Raw genomic sequence first — 16,749 nt, 5'->3', positions numbered from 1 at the left:
ATCTGCGCCGCGCCATCAGCACCTGCCTTTTGCCCACCAGGGCCACTGACAGATGCTGTAAAAATTCTCGAATTCCAGATACGCCAACGCGGGAGCAAGCCCCCGCGCGGCGACACCCTACCAGCTCACCGCCAAACGGCGGTGAACCGGCCGACAACATGCAGGGATTACTGCTTGTTGTTGTCTTTCACTTCTTCGAACTCAGCGTCAACCACGTCATCGTGCTTGGCTTCCGGCTCGGCCTGCTGTGCGCCGCCCTGTGGCTGTTCGGCCGACTGCTCGGCGTACATCTTCTGGGCAACCGGTGCCGATACCTTGGACAGCTCTTCGACCTTGGCGTCGATGGCTGCCTTGTCGTCGCCTTTGACAGCGGCTTCCAGGGCAACAACGGCAGCCTCGATGGCGGTTTTCTCTTCAGCGGTAACCTTGTCACCAGCGTCAGCGACCATCTTGCGGGTCGAGTGAACCAGCGCATCACCCTGGTTACGGGCAGCGGCCAACTCTTCGAACTTGCGGTCTTCCTCGGCGTTGGCCTCAGCGTCACGCACCATGCGCTCGATCTCTTCGTCCGACAGGCCGGAGTTGGCCTTGATCACGATCGACTGCGACTTGCCGGTGGCCTTGTCCTTGGCGCTGACGTGCAGGATGCCGTTGGCGTCGATGTCGAAGGTTACTTCGATCTGCGGCACGCCACGCGGAGCCGGCGGAATGTCAGCCAGGTCGAACTTGCCCAGCGACTTGTTCTGTGCAGCCTGCTTGCGCTCACCCTGCAGCACGTGAATGGTCACGGCACCCTGGTTGTCGTCGGCAGTCGAGAACACCTGCGACTTCTTGGTCGGGATGGTGGTGTTCTTCTCGATCAGCGAAGTCATCACGCCACCCATGGTTTCGATACCCAGGGTCAGCGGGCTGACGTCCAGCAGCAGTACGTCTTTCACGTCACCGGCCAGCACGGCGCCCTGGATGGCAGCACCCATGGCCACGGCTTCGTCCGGGTTGACGTCCTTGCGCGCTTCCTTGCCGAAGAAGTCGGCAACGGCTTTCTGCACCAGCGGCATGCGGGTCTGACCGCCGACCAGGATCACGTCGTCGATCTTGCTGGCATCGATGCCAGCGTCTTTCAGAGCGATGCGGCAAGGCTCGATGGTACGGGCAACCAGGTCTTCGACCAGAGATTCCAGCTTGGCGCGGGAAATCTTCACGTTCAGGTGCTTCGGACCGGTAGCGTCTGCAGTGATGTACGGCAGGTTCACGTCGGTCGACTGAGCGGAGGACAGTTCGATCTTGGCCTTTTCAGCGGCTTCTTTCAGACGCTGCAGCGCGAGCGGATCGTTCTTCAGGTCCATGCCGGACTCTTTCTTGAACTCGTCGACGAGGTAGTCGATCAGGCGCATGTCGAAGTCTTCGCCACCCAGGAAGGTGTCGCCGTTGGTAGCCAGTACTTCGAACTGGTGCTCACCATCGACTTCGGCGATTTCGATGACCGAAACGTCGAAGGTACCGCCACCCAGGTCATAAACGATGACGGTGTGGTCGCCCTTGGCCTTGTCCATGCCGTAAGCCAGCGCAGCGGCAGTCGGCTCGTTGATGATGCGTTTTACGTCCAGGCCAGCGATGCGACCGGCATCCTTGGTGGCCTGACGCTGGCTGTCGTTGAAGTAGGCCGGAACGGTGATGACCGCTTCGGTAACTGGCTCGCCAAGGTAGTCTTCGGCGGTTTTCTTCATTTTCTTCAGGACTTCGGCGCTGATCTGCGGCGGAGCCATGTCCTTGCCGCTGGCTTGTACCCAGGCGTCGCCGTTGCTGGCCTTGACGATCTTGTAAGGCACCAGCTTGATGTCTTTCTGCACCACGTCTTCTTCGAAGCGACGGCCAATCAGGCGCTTCACTGCGAACAGAGTGTTGTGCGGATTGGTGACCGCCTGACGCTTGGCCGACTGACCAACCAGGATTTCGCCATCATTGGCGTAGGCCACGATCGAAGGGGTGGTACGCGCACCTTCGGCGTTTTCGATGACCTTGACGTTACCGTTTTCCAGAACAGAGACGCACGAGTTGGTGGTCCCCAGGTCGATACCGATGATTTTACCCATGTTAACTCTCCCGAAACTTGAATTTGGTAGCAGCGACTACTTTGGCCAACTGCAGTAATACTTGAAGGCTTGACACCTAGATGGGGATGCCCGGAAGGATTTCAAGCCTTTTCATCAATCGAGGGCTGCGCCGCGCTCGGCGCCTTGCTGACCACCACCATGGCAGGGCGCAGCAGGCGGCCGTTGAGCAGATAGCCCTTCTGGAAGACGTTCAGCACGCTGTTCGGCTCGACTTCGGCGTTTTCCTGCATGGCCATGGCCTGATGATGCTCTGGATTGAACGGCTGGCCGTGCGGATCGACTGCTTCGAGGTTGTAACGCTTGAGGGTGTCCTGGAACATCTTCAGGGTCAGCTCGACGCCTTCGCGGATCTGCTTGACGTGCTCATCGTCGGCACTGGAGTGCGCCAGGGCCAGCTCCAGGCTGTCGATCACAGGCAGCAGGTCGCCCGAGAACTTCTCGAGGGCAAACTTGTGCGCTTTCTCGACGTCCTGTTCGGCACGACGGCGAGCGTTCTGCACGTCGGCAACGGCGCGCAGCGCCTGGTCCTTGGCGGCGGCCAGCTGCTCCTCGAGTTCCAGGACGCGGGCGTCTGCAGCATTACCTGCACCGGTCTCTTCGACGTTAAGGTCTTTCTCGTTCAGCTGTTCGTCAGCCATGGGGTCTCTCCTGCGCAATTTTGTGGACTGCGAGCCAGGCTCGCCTTGGATGTCGGCTATATGGGGCCGGAAAAACCAGCTTCAAGGGGCAAGGTGGTTTTCCCGGCTGCAACAGAATCTGCCAAGGGGCATTGGCAGGCCTGAAAAAAGTACTGTATAAATAACCAGACCTGACTTTCGGGAGCCGCCCCATGCTGGTGCACCTGTCCATTCACAACTACGCCATCGTCGAGCACCTCGACCTCGAAATCGCCCGCGGCATGTCCGTCATTACCGGCGAGACCGGTGCCGGCAAATCGATCATGCTCGACGCCCTCGGCCTGGCACTGGGCGACCGGGCCGACAGCGGCGTGGTGCGCCCCGGCACGGACAAGGCAGACATCCTCGCCACCTTCGATCTGGTGGACATCCCCGAGGCGCATGCCTGGCTGGCCGAGCGCGACCTGGACAACGACGGCCTGTGCATCCTGCGCCGGGTGATCACCGCCGAAGGCCGCAGCCGCGGCTACATCAATGGCACGCCCTGCCCGCTCGGCGACCTCAAGGCGCTGGGCGAGTTGCTGATCGATATCCACAGCCAGCACGAGCACCAGTCACTGCTCAAGACCGACACCCACCGCCGCCTGCTCGACGAGTACGCCGGCGCCGTCGACCTGGCCCGCCAGGTACAGCTGGCGGCCAAGCGCTGGAACCAGACCCGCCTGGAACTGGAGCGCCTGTCCAACTCCGGCGACGAGCAGCGCGCCCGCCATCAGCTGCTGAGCTATCAGCTGGAGGAACTGGACAACCTCGGCCTGGGCGAACACGAGCTGGAGCAGTTGGAGCAGGAACACAAGAACCTGACCAGCGCCGAAGCCCTGTTCGGCATCTGCCGCCAGGTCATCGACCAGTGCAGCGAGAGCGATTCGGGCAATGTGCTCAGCGCCCTCACCTCCAGCCTCAACCGCCTGGGTGCCGCCACCAACTCGCCAAAGGCACTGGGCGAAGCAGCCAACCTGATCGCCAGTGCGCAGATCCAGGTCGAAGAGGCCGTGGGCGAGCTCAACCGTTTTCTCGACAACTTCGACGCCGACCCCATGCGCCTGCAGGCACTGGAAGAACGCCTCGACACTATCTATACGCTGGCGCGCAAACACCGTGTGCACCCCACCGAACTACCCCACCTGCAACAGCAACTGATGGAAGAGCTGGAGGGCCTGAACGCCAGTGACGAGTCGATCGAGCGGTTGGGTGAAGAGCTGGCCGCCTTCGCCCAGCACTATAAAGAGAAGGCTCGCGAGCTCAGCGCACTACGCCAACAAGCTGCCCAGCAGTTGGCAGTGGCCGTCGAGCAGGAGATCCAACGCCTGGGCATGCCCGGCGGGCGCTTCTGCATCGCACTTACCCCCAATGAGGGAGCAGACCTTTCACCTCATGGTCTGGAGCAGATTGAGCTACTGGTCAGCGCCAACCCCGGCCAACCACTCAAGGGCCTGGCCAAGGTGGCTTCAGGTGGCGAACTGTCCCGCATCAGCCTGGCGATTCAGGTAATTACCGCGCAGACCTCACGCATTCCAACCCTGGTGTTCGACGAAGTCGACGTCGGTATCGGCGGGCCTACTGCCGAAATCGTCGGCCAACTGCTGCGCCGCCTGGGCGAACGCGGCCAGGTGCTGACCGTTACCCACCTGCCGCAGGTGGCGGCACAAGGGCATCACCACCTGTTCGTGCACAAGGTACGCAACAGCGACACCACCCACACCGCCGTGGCCAACCTGGGCAAACGTGAGCGGGTCGAGGAAGTGGCGCGGATGCTGGGCGGCATAGACCTGACCAAGGAATCCCTGGCGCATGCGCGCAAGATGGTGGTAAGCGGCAAGGCCTGACACTTCCTGTAGGAGCGGCCTTGTGTCGCGAAAGGGCCGCAAAGCGGCCCCGGCAATCTATGCTGCGAAGCTGAAAACCTGGGGCCGCTGCGCAGCCCTTTCGCGACACAAGGCCGCTCCTACAAGGCCCATCACCGCGCTCAAGATCCCCGAAAGCACAAAGGCGACCCGAAGGTCGCCTTTGCCATTCATAACGATAAAAAATCGTTACTTCTTTTTACGCACATACAGGACCAGATTGTGGTCCACCAGCTCGTAGCCATGCTCGGCCACGATTTCGCGCTGGCGTTTCTCGATCTCGGCATCCATGAACTCGATGACTTCACTGGTCTCCACGTTGACCATATGGTCGTGGTGACCGCCATCGGCCAGTTCGAACACCGCATGACCGCCGTCGAAGTTGTGGCGAACCACCAGACCCGCCGCTTCGAACTGGGTCAGTACGCGGTAGACGGTGGCCAGGCCCACGTCCTCGCCAGCCTCCATCAGCGCCTTGTAGACATCCTCGGCGCTCATGTGACGCTGCTCGGTGGAGTCGAGCATCTGAAGGATCTTGACTCGAGGCAGGGTCACCTTGAGACCGGCTTTGCGCAATTCGCTATTTTCAACCATGGTCAGCTTTCTCGCCGATGCTGCTTCGCAGCTTCTCTTAATACGGGTATGATCGGGGTTTACGTTGTCCAGCCAAGATAGTGGAAGTCGCCCACCGATGCAAAACACCAAGCTCTTGCTAACCAGCCTCACCCTAGTGGGACTGCTCGCACTCGCCGGTTGCTCGTTTCCCGGGGTTTACAAAATCGACATCCAGCAGGGCAATGTCGTTACGCAAGACATGATAGACCAATTGCGCCCCGGAATGACCCGCCGGCAAGTAAGGTTTATCATGGGTAACCCGCTGATCCAGGACACCTTCAACACCAACCGTTGGGATTACCTGTACAGCCTGCAGCCAGGCGGCGGCAAACGCCAGCAAGAACGCATGAGCGTATTCTTCAACGAAAGCGACCAGTTGGTCAGCCTTTCCGGCGACTTCATGCCAGGCGTCAGCCGCGACCAGGAAATCCTCGGTGGCAGCAGCGACACCACGGTCAGCCCGGCCAACCAGCCAGAGCAACCAACCGTGCAGCCTGAAGAGAAACCGGCCAAGCCAGGCTCGGTGGAAGAATCCATCCAGCGCGAGATCGACACCATCGAGACCACCCCGGTCCCGACTCCGGCTCCGTTGGAGACCTCGCCTCAATAAGCGGCGAGCAGATACAAAAAAGCCCGGACCTGGTCCGGGCTTTTTGTTGCCACCTTTTCAGTCAGGCATTCAGCTGCTTGGCACGCTGGCAGAACGCATCCACCAGCGTATTGGCCGCCTGGTTGAACAGCGGGCCCAGGGTCGCGCGCACCAGCGGGCCGGCATAATCGAACGACAGGTCCAGGCTGATCTTGCAGGCCTTGTCACCCAACGGCTTGAACACCCACAGGCCATGCAACTGGGTGAACGGCCCCTCTTCCAGGTTCATCTCGATGGACTGCCCCGGCACCAGTACGTTGCGCGTGACGAAGTGCTGGCTCATGCCGCCCTTGGCAACATCGAGCTTGGCGCGCATGTGCGTGTCGCTGGCTTCGATCACCGTCGAGGCCGAGCACCAAGGCAGGAACTGCGGATAGCTGGCCACATCGTTGACCAGATCGTAAAGCGCCTGGGCGGGGTATGGCAGCAGGGCGGAGCGTTGAATATGGGTAGTCATCCAGGCATCACTTCCAAGGCTGGGTGGCGGCGCTTCGCAGCGTGCCGAAAACAGGTTCTGTCGCAAAGACAGGGGCTGTATTGTCCGGTATTCATTGCAGTGGCTCAAGCACACCGAAATCCCATAGCCGACGACGCGGCGACTGCCTATAATGCCGCCCCTATGGCTAAACAAAAGAAACATCCGACCGGGACCATCGCGCAGAACAAGAAGGCGCGACACGATTACTTCATCGAACACAAGTTCGAGGCCGGGCTGGTCCTGTCCGGCTGGGAAGTAAAAAGCCTGCGAGCCGGCAAGGCGCACCTGACTGACAGCTACGTGCTGCTGAAAGACGGTGAGGCCTGGCTGTTCGGCAGCCACATCACCCCGCTGACCACGGCCAGCACCCACGTCATCGCCGACCCCATCCGCACTCGCAAGCTGCTGCTGAACAAGCGCGAGCTCGAGCGCCTGGAAGCGGCCGTGGCGCAAAAGGGCTACACCTGCGTGGCCCTGGCGCTGTACTGGAGCAAGCACCTGATCAAGTGCGAAATCGCACTGGGCAAGGGCAAGAAGGAATTCGACAAGCGCGACACCATGCGCGAGCGCGATTCCAACCGCGAGCTGCAGCGGGCTGTGCGGAACAAGGGCAAGGAAGAGTAATACCTCTTCTTCAGCCTGCTCCGGCCTCTTCGCGGGTAAACCTGCTCCCACAGGATTAACACTGAGTTCAGATTCGGTGCAGTCTCTGTGGGAGCGGGTTTACCCGCGAAGAGGCCAGCACTACCACTACAAATCTCAACGCCCGCTACGCCGCTCCGCCCGCGCCACTCGCTGCGCTTCTTCGTGCGCCTCTTCCAGCACCTCCTGCACATACAGAATGTGCCGGCTGGACACTTCCCGCGCATCCTCCGCCCTGCCCTCCACTATCGCCAGGTACAGCTCCCGGTGCTGGCTGATCAGCATGTCCCGGGTCTCGGTCCGTTGCTGGTACATGCCGCCGATGTTGGTCACCACGTTGCGCTTGAGCAGGTCGAACAAGCCGCGAATGGTGTGCAGCAGCACGGCATTATGGCTAGCCTCGGCAATCGCCAGGTGGAAGCGCGCATCGGCCGCGCCTTCCTCCGCCCGCGTCACTTCGTCGGCCCTGGCATAGCAGTCCTGCAGCGCATCGAACGCCGCCTTCAGCCGCGCCCGGTCCGGCTGGGTCGCGCGCTGGGCCGCGTAGTAGGCGCAGGAAGCCTCCAGGGTATGGCGGAATTCGAGCAGGTCACGCTGCGCCTCGGCACTGTGCTCGAGCAGCTGCAGCAACGGGTCGCTGAAAGTGGACCCCAGGGACTCGGCGACAAAATTGCCCCCACCCTGGCGGCTGACCAGCAGCCCCTTGGCCACCAGCTTCTGGATCGCCTCACGCAGTGACGGGCGGGACACGCCGAACTGCTCGGCAAGGACGCGCTCGGCCGGCAGCCGCTGCCCCGAGGTCAGCGTGCCTTCCAGAATCATCCCTTCCAACCGATCGACAATGTCGTCGGACAGGCGCCGCTGGCGGACCTGATCAAAAACCATCACATGCTCTCCACAAACCCCCGGCAGATTTCAGGGGGCGCCTATTCTCGCCGATCCAGATCGCGCAAACACCCACCAGGCGACGATTTTCCCTGCCCACCAGGCGCCCGCTCATCGGCACGCGACCAAAGTTTTGCACGGGACAAATTGACACACCCACGAAGACGCTTTTAACCTAGCGACCAGCCATTGTAAATTGGTCTTACCAATTATCCAATGCCAGTGCCTGACCAACAACAATTAGGGGCCACCCCATATGCAAACCTGGCAACAAATCTATAGTCCGCTTGGTAGTCTTGGCCTGTCCGCACTGGCGGCGGTCATTCCCATCGTCTTCTTCTTCCTCGCCCTCGCCGTATTCCGCCTCAAAGGCCACGTGGCCGGCAGCATCACCCTCGCATTGTCGATCCTGGTGGCGATCTTCGCCTTCCAGATGCCTGTCGACATGGCATTCGCCGCTGCGGGTTATGGCTTCCTCTACGGCCTCTGGCCGATTGCCTGGATCATCGTTGCCGCGGTGTTCCTGTACAAACTCACGGTCAAGAGCGGCCAGTTCGAAGTGATCCGCAGCTCGGTGCTGTCGATTACCGACGACCAGCGCCTGCAAGTGCTGCTGATCGGCTTCTGCTTCGGTGCCTTCCTGGAAGGTGCGGCAGGCTTTGGCGCACCGGTGGCAATCACTGCCGCGCTGCTGGTGGGCCTGGGCTTCAACCCGCTGTACGCCGCCGGCCTGTGCCTGATCGCCAACACCGCGCCAGTGGCCTTCGGCGCCCTGGGCATCCCGATCATCGTGGCCGGCCAGGTCACCGGCATCGACGCCTTCCACATCGGCGCCATGACCGGTCGCCAGCTGCCGCTGCTGTCGCTGTTCGTGCCGTTCTGGCTGGTATTCATGATGGACGGTCTGCGTGGCGTGAAGGAAACCTGGCCTGCCGCCCTGGTCGCCGGCCTGAGCTTCGCCGTCACCCAGTACTTCACCTCGAACTTCATCGGCCCGGAGCTGCCGGACATCACCTCGGCCCTGGCCAGCCTGATCGCCCTGACCCTGTTCCTGAAAGTCTGGCAGCCCAAGCGTTCGTTCGCCGAAGCCAAAGGCAGCGTCGGCGCCGCCGTGGTTCAGCCAAGCGGCAGCCAGCCAAGCCCCTACAGCTTTGGCGAGATCTTCAAAGCCTGGTCGCCGTTCCTGATCCTCACCGTGCTGGTCACCATCTGGACCCTGAAACCGTTCAAGGCGGCCTTCGCCCCGGGCGGCGCGATGTACAACTTCGTGTTCAACTTCGCCATCCCGCACCTCGACCAACTGGTGATCAAGACCGCACCGATCGTCGCCGCGCCAACCGCCATGCCAGCGGTGTTCAAGCTCGACCCGATCTCTGCCACCGGCACCGCGATCTTCCTCTCGGCGCTGATCTCCATGGCCGTGCTGAAGATCAACTTCAAAACTGGTCTGACCACTTTCAAGGAAACCTTCTGGGAGCTGCGCTGGCCAATCCTGTCGATCGGCATGGTGCTGGCCTTCGCCTTCGTCACCAACTACTCGGGCATGTCCTCGACCATGGCCCTGGTGCTGGCCGGTACCGGTGCCGCGTTCCCGTTCTTCTCGCCGTTCCTTGGCTGGCTGGGTGTGTTCCTGACCGGTTCCGACACCTCGTCCAACGCCCTGTTCAGCTCGCTGCAGGCCACCACTGCGCACCAGATCGGGGTCAACGACACTCTGCTGGTAGCGGCCAACACCAGCGGCGGCGTGACCGGCAAGATGATCTCGCCGCAGTCGATCGCCGTGGCCTGCGCCGCCACCGGCCTGGTTGGCAAGGAGTCCGACCTGTTCCGCTTCACCGTCAAGCACAGCCTGTTCTTCGCCACCATCGTCGGCCTGATCACCCTGATCCAGGCCTACTGGCTGACCGGCATGCTGGTTCATCACTAAAGTGAAAGGGGCCGGGCGCCATCGCGCGCCCGGCAATCCCCACACGCAACGCTGCGAGAATCCATGATCATTTCCGCCTCTACCGACTATCGCGCCGCGGCCCAACGCAAGCTGCCTCCCTTCCTGTTCCACTATGCCGACGGCGGCGCCTACGCCGAGCACACCCTGCGCCACAACGTCTCGGACCTGGCCAGCATTGCCCTGCGCCAACGCGTGCTGAAGAACATGTCCGAGCTCAGCCTTCAGACCAGACTGTTCGACGAAACCCTGAGCATGCCGGTGGCCCTGGCCCCGGTCGGCCTCACCGGCATGTACGCCCGCCGTGGCGAAGTTCAGGCGGCGCGCGCAGCGGCTGCCCACGGTATTCCGTTCACCATGTCCACGGTATCGGTGTGCCCGATCGAAGAAGTGGCCCCGGCCATCGACCGGCCGATGTGGTTCCAGCTGTACGTGCTCAAGGACCGCGGCTTCATGCGCAACGCCCTGGAGCGGGCCAAGGCCGCCGGGGTAAAGACCCTGGTGTTCACCGTCGACATGCCGACACCCGGCGCCCGTTACCGCGACGCCCACTCTGGCATGAGCGGCAAGAACGGTCCGCTGCGCCGTGTGCTGCAGGCCATGACCCACCCCGAGTGGGCATGGGATGTCGGCGTGATGGGACGCCCGCACGACCTGGGCAACATTTCCACCTACCGTGGCAACCCCACCGGCCTTGCCGACTACATCGGCTGGCTGGCCAACAACTTCGACCCTTCGATTTCCTGGAAAGACCTGGAGTGGATCCGCGAGTTCTGGGACGGCCCGATGATCATCAAGGGCATCCTCGATGCCGATGACGCCCGCGATGCGGTCAGGTTCGGTGCCGACGGCATCGTCGTGTCCAACCACGGCGGCCGCCAGCTCGACGGCGTGCTGTCCAGCGCCCGTGCCCTGCCGGCAATTGCCGATGCGGTCAAAGGTGACCTGAAGATCCTCGCCGACTCCGGCATCCGCAGCGGCCTCGACGTGGTGCGCATGATCGCCCTGGGCGCCGATACCGTACTGATCGGCCGCGCCTTCCTCTACGCCCTTGCCGTGCACGGCCAGGCCGGGGTGAAGAACCTGCTGGAACTGTTCGAGAAGGAAATGCGCGTAGCGATGGTGCTGACCGGCGCCAAGTCGATCAGCGAAATCACCCGCGACTCGCTGGTACGCGAACTGGGCGCTTGAACGCCCGCAAGAACGACCGCCTGATTGACCCGGGGCATGTGGCGCACAGACGCCACGGCCCCGCGAGGAGACTGCATGAGCCTGCCCGCCGCGTTCCTGCGTGATGCCGAGCGCCTGATCCCCGCCGAACGCCGCTTCGACGACCCCACCTCCACACTGGCCTTCGGCACCGACGCCAGCTTCTACCGGCTGATCCCCAAGCTGGTGGTGCGCGTCGAGTCCGAAGACGAAGTGGTCGGCCTGATCAAACTGGCCCAGCGCGAGCGGGTGCCGGTCACCTTCCGCGCCGCCGGCACCAGCCTGTCCGGCCAGGCCATCAGCGACTCGGTGCTGATCGTGCTGGGCGATAACTGGAACGGCCGCGAAATCCGCGGCCAAGGCGAGCAGATCCGCTTGCAGCCCGGCGTCATCGGCGCCCAGGCCAATGCCTGGCTGGCCCCCTTCGGGCGCAAGATCGGCCCCGACCCGGCCTCGATCAACGCCTGCAAGATCGGCGGCATCGTTGCCAACAACGCCAGCGGCATGTGCTGCGGCACCGCGCAGAACACCTACCACACCCTGGCCGGCCTGCGCCTGGTGCTGGCCGACGGCACGCGCCTGGACAGCGAAGACCCGGCCAGCGTCGCCGCGTTCGAGGCCAGCCACGCCGACCTGCTGGAAGCACTGGCCCGCCTGGGCCGCGAGACCCGCGCCAACACTGCACTCGCCGAGCGCATCCGGCACAAATACCGGCTGAAGAACACCACCGGCCTGTCGCTGAACGCACTGGTGGACTACGACCAACCGCTGGATATCCTGCAGCACCTGCTGGTCGGTTCCGAAGGCACCTTGGGCTTCATCAGTGCCGTCACCTATGACACCGTGCCCGACCACCCGCACAAGGCCAGCGCCCTGCTGGTGTTCCCCAGCGTGGAAAGCTGCTGCCGCGCGGTAACCGTACTCAAGCGCCAGCCGGTCTCGGCCGTGGAGCTGCTCGACCGCCGCAGCCTGCGCTCGGTGCAGAACATGCCCGGCATGCCGCTGTGGGTAAAAGGCCTGTCGGACAATGCCTGCGCCCTGCTGATCGAGTCCCGCGCCGCCAGCCAGAGCCTACTGCATGAACAGCTGCAACAGGTGATGGCCTCGATCGCCGACTTCCCGCTGGAACAGCAGGTGGACTTCAGCGAAGACCCGGCCGTGTACAACCAGCTGTGGAAAATCCGCAAGGACACCTTCCCCGCCGTCGGCGCCGTGCGCCAGACCGGCACCACTGTCATCATCGAAGACGTCACCTTCCCCATCGAGCAACTGGCCGAAGGCGTCAACCGCCTGATCCAGCTGTTCGACAAGCACCGCTACGACGAAGCGATCATTTTCGGCCATGCCCTGGAAGGCAACCTGCACTTCGTCTTCACCCAGGGCTTCAACAGTGCCGAGGAAGTCGCCCGCTACCAGGCCTTCATGGACGATGTGGCGCGACTGGTGGCGGTGGAGTTCGGCGGCTCGCTCAAGGCCGAGCACGGCACCGGGCGCAACATGGCACCGTTCGTGGAGCTGGAATGGGGCCATGACGCCTACCAACTGATGTGGAAGCTGAAGCGCCTGCTCGACCCCAACGGCATTCTCAACCCCGATGTGGTGCTGAGCGAAGATCCGGACATTCACCTGAAGAACCTCAAGCCGCTGCCCGCTGCCGACGAGATCGTCGACAAGTGCATCGAGTGCGGCTTCTGCGAACCGGTGTGCCCGTCCAAAGGCCTGACCCTCAGCCCGCGCCAGCGCATCGTCATGTGGCGTGACATCCAGGCAAAACAGCGCGCCGGCATCGACACCCGCGAACTGCGCCAGACCTACCAGTACCAGGGCATCGACACCTGTGCCGCCACCGGCCTGTGCGCCCAGCGCTGCCCGGTCGGCATCAACACCGGCGAACTGGTGAAGAAACTGCGCAGCCAGGCCGCCGAGCACGAAAAAACCGCCGACTGGCTGGCCGAACACTTCCACACTGCCCTGGGCGGCGCGCGCCTGACCCTGACCGCCGCCAACACCGCACGCAAGCTGCTCGGCGCCCCACGCCTGGGCCGCCTGAGCGCCTCGCTGAACAAAGCCAGCAAGGGCCGCCTGCCACAGTGGACCCCGGCGATGCCACAACCCCTGCGCCCACTGGACATCGGCCCGGCCAGCAACGATGCCCGCCCTCGCGTGGTGTACCTGGCCGCCTGCGTCTCGCGGGTGATGGGCCCGGCCTATGCCGACCGCGAGCAGAGTTCGCTGCTGGACAAGACCCGCGCCCTGCTGGAAAAGGCCGGTTACCAGGTGGTGTTCCCCGACAACGCCGACAGCCTGTGCTGCGGCCAGCCGTTCGCCTCCAAGGGCTACCCCGAACAGGCCGAACACAAACGCCAGGAACTGATTGCCGCCCTGCTGCACGCAAGCCGCGGCGGCCTCGACCCGATCTACTGCGACACCAGTCCCTGCACCCTGCGCCTGGTGCAAGACCTGAGCGACACCCGGCTGGACCTGTACGACCCGGTGCGCTTCATCCGCACCCACCTGCTCGAGCGCCTGGAGTTCACCCCCCAGGACGAACCAGTGGCCGTGCATGTGACCTGCAGCACTCAACACCTGGGCGAAAGCCAGGCGCTGATCGATCTGGCACGGCGTTGCAGCAAACAGGTGGTGATCCCGGAGGGCATACACTGCTGCGGCTTTGCCGGTGACAAAGGCTTCACCACCCCCGAGCTCAACGCCCACTCGCTGCGCAGCCTGAAGGATGCGGTGCAGTATTGCAGCGAAGGCATTTCCACCAGCCGCACCTGCGAGATCGGCCTGTCCAGCCATAGCGGCATCGACTACCACGGGCTGGTCTACCTGGTGGACCGCGTCACCCGGCCGCGTAGCATCTGACCGTTTAACGCAAAACCTGATAGCTGCCGCAATCCCTGTGGGAGCGGGCAAGCCCGCGAACACCGGCGCAGCCGGTGCCATACACCGCGCAGCCTGCGTCGCGGGCACGCCCGCTCCCACAAGTACTGCACCGGCTTTGGGCCCACGCTGTACCTGTGGGAGCGGCTTCAGCCGCGAACACCGGCAAAGCCGGTGCCATCCCGATTGAACCCCCGCCAATCCCCCGCAGTCCACCCTTACAGGCCCACCTTCCAGAGGCCCAGAAGGAGACTCCCATGAAAGGTACCGCGCTTTCGGCCCTGTTCGCGGCCGCCACCCTGCTGGCTTCGCCGGTGTTCGCCGCCGAAGACCTGTGCACCGCCAACCTGCAAAAGATCGACGACAGCATGGCCACCGCCGGCGCCACCTCCGAAGGCCTGGACAAGGCCATCACCGAGCACGTCGACAAAGCCAAGGCTGCCCAAGCCTCGGGCGACACCAAGGAATGCATCGCCATTACCAGCAAAGTCCTGGAGCGCCTGGAAAAAACCGAGAAAGGCAGCGGCACCAGCGGCGGTAGCGGCGCGTGAGCCCGAAAGCGGGCGACCGGACCGGCTGTCGACGTCGCCCGCGCAATGGCGTATACTCCGCCTCACGTACCGTAAGGTGCGTTAGCCAAGAGCTAGTGTGGGGCCGATCAGGATTCGACGCCGGTAGCGAAACTCTAGGTGCATGCCGAGTTGGTAACAGAACTCGTAAATCCACTGTTGCAACTTTCTATAGTTGCCAATGACGAAAACTACGAGGGCTACGCTCTCGCTGCGTAAGCAGCTGAGCCCGCTCTCCTGGTAGCTTCGGCTCCAGCAATCATCAGGGGATGCCTGTAAACCCGAAATGATTGTCATACAGAACAGGATCGTCGTGTAGCACGTTGGGGGCAAAGCGACTAAAACTTACCCAACTCGTCCAAAGCACCCTGCCCGTCGGGCGGCTGCGGATTAACTCAGTAGACACGGCTAAGCATGTAGTACCGACAGCGGAGTACTGGCGGACGGGGGTTCAAATCCCCCCGGCTCCACCAAATTCCAAGGAAGAAGACGCCCTCGGGCGTCTTTTTTTGTGCTTGGATTTTGGGCTGAGCGAGCCCGTAAAATCAGATTTAACCCCTTTCGCGTAGGACGTTTCCCAAAGATACTCCCAGCGCCTGTTTTCCATTGCGGTCGTTTTTTCAGAGTTTTAGTCTCGTCGGGTCGTTGTACATCAACGACCAGCTTTGACAGGCTGATGACGACCAAGCACACGGTTTTGCCTATGGCGGCTGTGTGTGGGGCACCTCGTGTGCGCCGGTTTGGTCTTCACCGGTCTGTCAACCCATACACGGCTGCCACCACTTGTTTGACAGCAAGCGCTGGTCGCTCCACTGAGGACCAAAATATGCTGAAGATTGTCCCCGACCCACCCCACCATCTCCATTCCCTGGAAGACACCATCATGCTGGCCTCGGACTACGCGCTCTGTGCAGAAGCCGTAGCGCAGCAGGCAATGCTGATGCAGCCGCGATCGCCAGCGTCATTGTTGATCATGGCGTCGATGCACGAACTTGAAGCCCTACGCAAATTACTCGAATCCGCACTGGCGCAAATACACAAGCCAGCGGCCTCGCAACCACTGCACTGATTCACTTCATGCCAAGTGCTGTACCTGTGGGAGCGGGTTCATCGAGGCGTCGAACCGCCGCAAAGAATCCAACGCGGTGCATGGCACCGGCTGCGCCGGTGTTCGCGGGTAAACCCGCTCCCACAGGGCCCCTGCCATGAGAACCGGGCTTGCCGGAGACAGGGCCAGCACAAGCACCTGCAACACGAGGGAGATAGATCAATGGCCAACGAAGACACCCAATGCACAGTCGGTAAAACCATCTTCTACCAAGGTGAAAACCAGACCCATCCACTGTTCCGCATCGAACCCGGCATACCCTGCCAGAACGCCCGTGAACAAGCCTCGGAACTGATGGGCTACGCGCGGGACCTGACCATCGACGGCCTGATGGAAGACAAACCGAAGCTGATCTGGGCCGCGCACTACCTCTGCGCCCTGGGCAAAGCACTGCTGGATGATGCCGAACTCGGCATGATGCGCTGAACACCACACTGCCCTTCCCCGTGCTCGGCCAGCCTCAAAAACGGACTTCGCCCAACAGATACGGGGGTCAAAGGACGAATGGTCGAAATGTGTCAGGCACGGGGAATTGCAGGGAGTTTTTTGCCACTACAGGCGTTTCAGCCAAGCGCGTTCGTCGTGGTGAAATGAACTTCACTTTCTCGGCGTGTCAGATTAGGTCCTTGTCAAGCGAACTTCAGTAGAGGTACAGCCTTATGAGCATGGCCACAATTGTAAGTGCCGTGATTTCCAGTCTCGCACCAAGTGTCTTTGACCATAACAGCCTGCAAGAACCCGGCGCGCATGTCTCTGCCGTCGAATATCACTATGGGATGGAAATCGATGTGAAACGGGTATTGCAGCGCACCGACACATCCGACAAGACCGGTGTGGTACCGGTGACCGTAGTATATGAAGACAGTAAGGGCGAGATTCACAAGATCCGTTTCCTCGAATGGGGTGGAAGCCCCGCCGCTCCTACTGGCACGGCCTGATCCGCTCGCCGTCAAAGTTCCAGGCCTCACCTGCCCCCCCAGAAGTGGAAGTTAAACTCATAGGCACTTAGTGCGAATGATGTTTTTCGTTACCTGAAAATGGACATGACCGAATGATTAAAAATTCATTCGAGAAACCACTATTACCTTGACAACCCAACCCTGCAATTTAATAGATAAACATCACTTG

Annotated in this window: 15 protein-coding genes and 1 other RNA gene; 11 read left to right on the top strand and 5 right to left on the bottom strand. The window is 62.1% G+C overall.

Annotated features, from left to right (window positions below):
• Nucleotides 1-167: 167 nt before the first annotated feature.
• Both dnaK and grpE read right to left on the bottom strand, forming a co-directional pair.
• On the bottom strand, nt 168-2,093 hold the full coding sequence (gene dnaK, locus CAG00_RS04765; protein ID WP_025340708.1) for a molecular chaperone DnaK: 1,926 nt from the start codon (nt 2,091-2,093) through the stop codon (nt 168-170).
• A gap of 101 nt (nt 2,094-2,194) precedes the next feature.
• Nucleotides 2,195-2,752: a nucleotide exchange factor GrpE gene (grpE, locus tag CAG00_RS04760; protein ID WP_025340709.1), complete on the bottom strand. Its 558-nt coding sequence runs from the start codon at nt 2,750-2,752 to the stop codon at nt 2,195-2,197.
• Between the two features lie 191 nt (nt 2,753-2,943).
• Here grpE and recN point away from each other — a divergent pair, with 191 nt between their 5' ends.
• Nucleotides 2,944-4,617 carry a DNA repair protein RecN gene (gene recN, locus CAG00_RS04755; RefSeq protein ID WP_025340710.1) on the top strand — a complete coding sequence of 558 codons (1,674 nt, stop codon included), beginning with the start codon at nt 2,944-2,946 and terminating at the stop codon, nt 4,615-4,617.
• A 207-nt stretch (nt 4,618-4,824) separates the two neighbouring features.
• Here recN and fur read toward each other — a convergent pair whose 3' ends face one another.
• Nucleotides 4,825-5,229 carry a ferric iron uptake transcriptional regulator gene (gene fur, locus CAG00_RS04750; RefSeq protein ID WP_015271870.1) on the bottom strand — a complete coding sequence of 135 codons (405 nt, stop codon included), beginning with the start codon at nt 5,227-5,229 and terminating at the stop codon, nt 4,825-4,827.
• 97 nt (nt 5,230-5,326) lie between these two features.
• On the opposite strand from fur, the gene CAG00_RS04745 reads away from it, so the two are divergent.
• A complete protein-coding gene (locus CAG00_RS04745; RefSeq protein WP_025340711.1) occupies nt 5,327-5,860 on the top strand; it encodes an outer membrane protein assembly factor BamE in 534 nt (177 codons plus the stop codon).
• Between the two features lie 61 nt (nt 5,861-5,921).
• Here CAG00_RS04745 and CAG00_RS04740 read toward each other — a convergent pair whose 3' ends face one another.
• Entirely contained in the window at nt 5,922-6,356 is a 435-nt protein-coding gene (locus CAG00_RS04740; RefSeq protein ID WP_025340712.1) for a type II toxin-antitoxin system RatA family toxin, read from the bottom strand.
• 162 nt (nt 6,357-6,518) lie between these two features.
• Here CAG00_RS04740 and smpB point away from each other — a divergent pair, with 162 nt between their 5' ends.
• Nucleotides 6,519-7,001, top strand: coding sequence for an SsrA-binding protein SmpB (gene smpB, locus CAG00_RS04735; protein ID WP_013974300.1), 483 nt, complete (start codon nt 6,519-6,521; stop codon nt 6,999-7,001).
• Between the two features lie 135 nt (nt 7,002-7,136).
• On the opposite strand, the gene CAG00_RS04730 is transcribed toward smpB, so the two are convergent.
• Entirely contained in the window at nt 7,137-7,904 is a 768-nt protein-coding gene (locus CAG00_RS04730) for an FCD domain-containing protein (protein ID WP_013974301.1), read from the bottom strand.
• A gap of 256 nt (nt 7,905-8,160) precedes the next feature.
• Here CAG00_RS04730 and CAG00_RS04725 point away from each other — a divergent pair, with 256 nt between their 5' ends.
• The 8 genes from CAG00_RS04725 (at nt 8,161) to CAG00_RS04690 (ending at nt 16,559) form a co-directional block, all read left to right on the top strand.
• A complete protein-coding gene (locus CAG00_RS04725) occupies nt 8,161-9,831 on the top strand; it encodes a lactate permease LctP family transporter (protein ID WP_015271872.1) in 1,671 nt (556 codons plus the stop codon).
• Between the two features lie 63 nt (nt 9,832-9,894).
• A complete protein-coding gene (lldD, locus tag CAG00_RS04720; RefSeq protein ID WP_025340713.1) occupies nt 9,895-11,040 on the top strand; it encodes an FMN-dependent L-lactate dehydrogenase LldD in 1,146 nt (381 codons plus the stop codon).
• A 75-nt stretch (nt 11,041-11,115) separates the two neighbouring features.
• On the top strand, nt 11,116-13,926 hold the full coding sequence (locus tag CAG00_RS04715) for an FAD-binding and (Fe-S)-binding domain-containing protein (protein WP_085663611.1): 2,811 nt from the start codon (nt 11,116-11,118) through the stop codon (nt 13,924-13,926).
• 275 nt (nt 13,927-14,201) lie between these two features.
• The gene (locus tag CAG00_RS04710) at nt 14,202-14,495 is read left to right on the top strand and encodes a hypothetical protein (RefSeq protein WP_085591686.1); all 294 of its coding nucleotides are present in this window, start codon (nt 14,202-14,204) and stop codon (nt 14,493-14,495) included.
• 99 nt (nt 14,496-14,594) lie between these two features.
• Nucleotides 14,595-14,986, top strand: a transfer-messenger RNA (tmRNA) gene (gene ssrA, locus CAG00_RS04705).
• A 353-nt stretch (nt 14,987-15,339) separates the two neighbouring features.
• Entirely contained in the window at nt 15,340-15,582 is a 243-nt protein-coding gene (locus CAG00_RS04700) for a hypothetical protein (RefSeq protein WP_085663610.1), read from the top strand.
• Nucleotides 15,583-15,783: 201 nt separating this feature from the next.
• Entirely contained in the window at nt 15,784-16,047 is a 264-nt protein-coding gene (locus CAG00_RS04695; RefSeq protein ID WP_025340716.1) for a DUF3077 domain-containing protein, read from the top strand.
• A 233-nt stretch (nt 16,048-16,280) separates the two neighbouring features.
• Complete coding sequence (locus tag CAG00_RS04690) at nt 16,281-16,559, top strand: DUF2790 domain-containing protein (RefSeq protein ID WP_085663609.1); 279 nt, start codon at nt 16,281-16,283, stop codon at nt 16,557-16,559.
• Nucleotides 16,560-16,749: the final 190 nt, after the last annotated feature.

Source organism: Pseudomonas sp. B5(2017) (assembly GCF_002112825.1).
Taxonomy (GTDB): domain Bacteria; phylum Pseudomonadota; class Gammaproteobacteria; order Pseudomonadales; family Pseudomonadaceae; genus Aquipseudomonas; species Aquipseudomonas putida_Z.
The sequence above is the reverse complement of the archived record's forward strand: the minus strand, read 5'-3'. Positions and strand labels throughout refer to the sequence as shown.

Bases quoted from the DNA above. Each gene is read 5' to 3' on its own strand.
- dnaK (WP_025340708.1), bottom strand. From the start codon at position 2,093: ATGGGTAAAATCATCGGTATCGACCTGGGGACCACCAACTCGTGCGTC.
- grpE (WP_025340709.1), bottom strand. From the start codon at position 2,752: ATGGCTGACGAACAGCTGAACGAGAAAGACCTTAACGTCGAAGAGACC.
- recN (WP_025340710.1), top strand. From the start codon at position 2,944: ATGCTGGTGCACCTGTCCATTCACAACTACGCCATCGTCGAGCACCTC.
- fur (WP_015271870.1), bottom strand. From the start codon at position 5,229: ATGGTTGAAAATAGCGAATTGCGCAAAGCCGGTCTCAAGGTGACCCTG.
- CAG00_RS04745 (WP_025340711.1), top strand. From the start codon at position 5,327: ATGCAAAACACCAAGCTCTTGCTAACCAGCCTCACCCTAGTGGGACTG.
- CAG00_RS04740 (WP_025340712.1), bottom strand. From the start codon at position 6,356: ATGACTACCCATATTCAACGCTCCGCCCTGCTGCCATACCCCGCCCAG.
- smpB (WP_013974300.1), top strand. From the start codon at position 6,519: ATGGCTAAACAAAAGAAACATCCGACCGGGACCATCGCGCAGAACAAG.
- CAG00_RS04730 (WP_013974301.1), bottom strand. From the start codon at position 7,904: ATGGTTTTTGATCAGGTCCGCCAGCGGCGCCTGTCCGACGACATTGTC.
- CAG00_RS04725 (WP_015271872.1), top strand. From the start codon at position 8,161: ATGCAAACCTGGCAACAAATCTATAGTCCGCTTGGTAGTCTTGGCCTG.
- lldD (WP_025340713.1), top strand. From the start codon at position 9,895: ATGATCATTTCCGCCTCTACCGACTATCGCGCCGCGGCCCAACGCAAG.
- CAG00_RS04715 (WP_085663611.1), top strand. From the start codon at position 11,116: ATGAGCCTGCCCGCCGCGTTCCTGCGTGATGCCGAGCGCCTGATCCCC.
- CAG00_RS04710 (WP_085591686.1), top strand. From the start codon at position 14,202: ATGAAAGGTACCGCGCTTTCGGCCCTGTTCGCGGCCGCCACCCTGCTG.
- CAG00_RS04700 (WP_085663610.1), top strand. From the start codon at position 15,340: ATGCTGAAGATTGTCCCCGACCCACCCCACCATCTCCATTCCCTGGAA.
- CAG00_RS04695 (WP_025340716.1), top strand. From the start codon at position 15,784: ATGGCCAACGAAGACACCCAATGCACAGTCGGTAAAACCATCTTCTAC.
- CAG00_RS04690 (WP_085663609.1), top strand. From the start codon at position 16,281: ATGAGCATGGCCACAATTGTAAGTGCCGTGATTTCCAGTCTCGCACCA.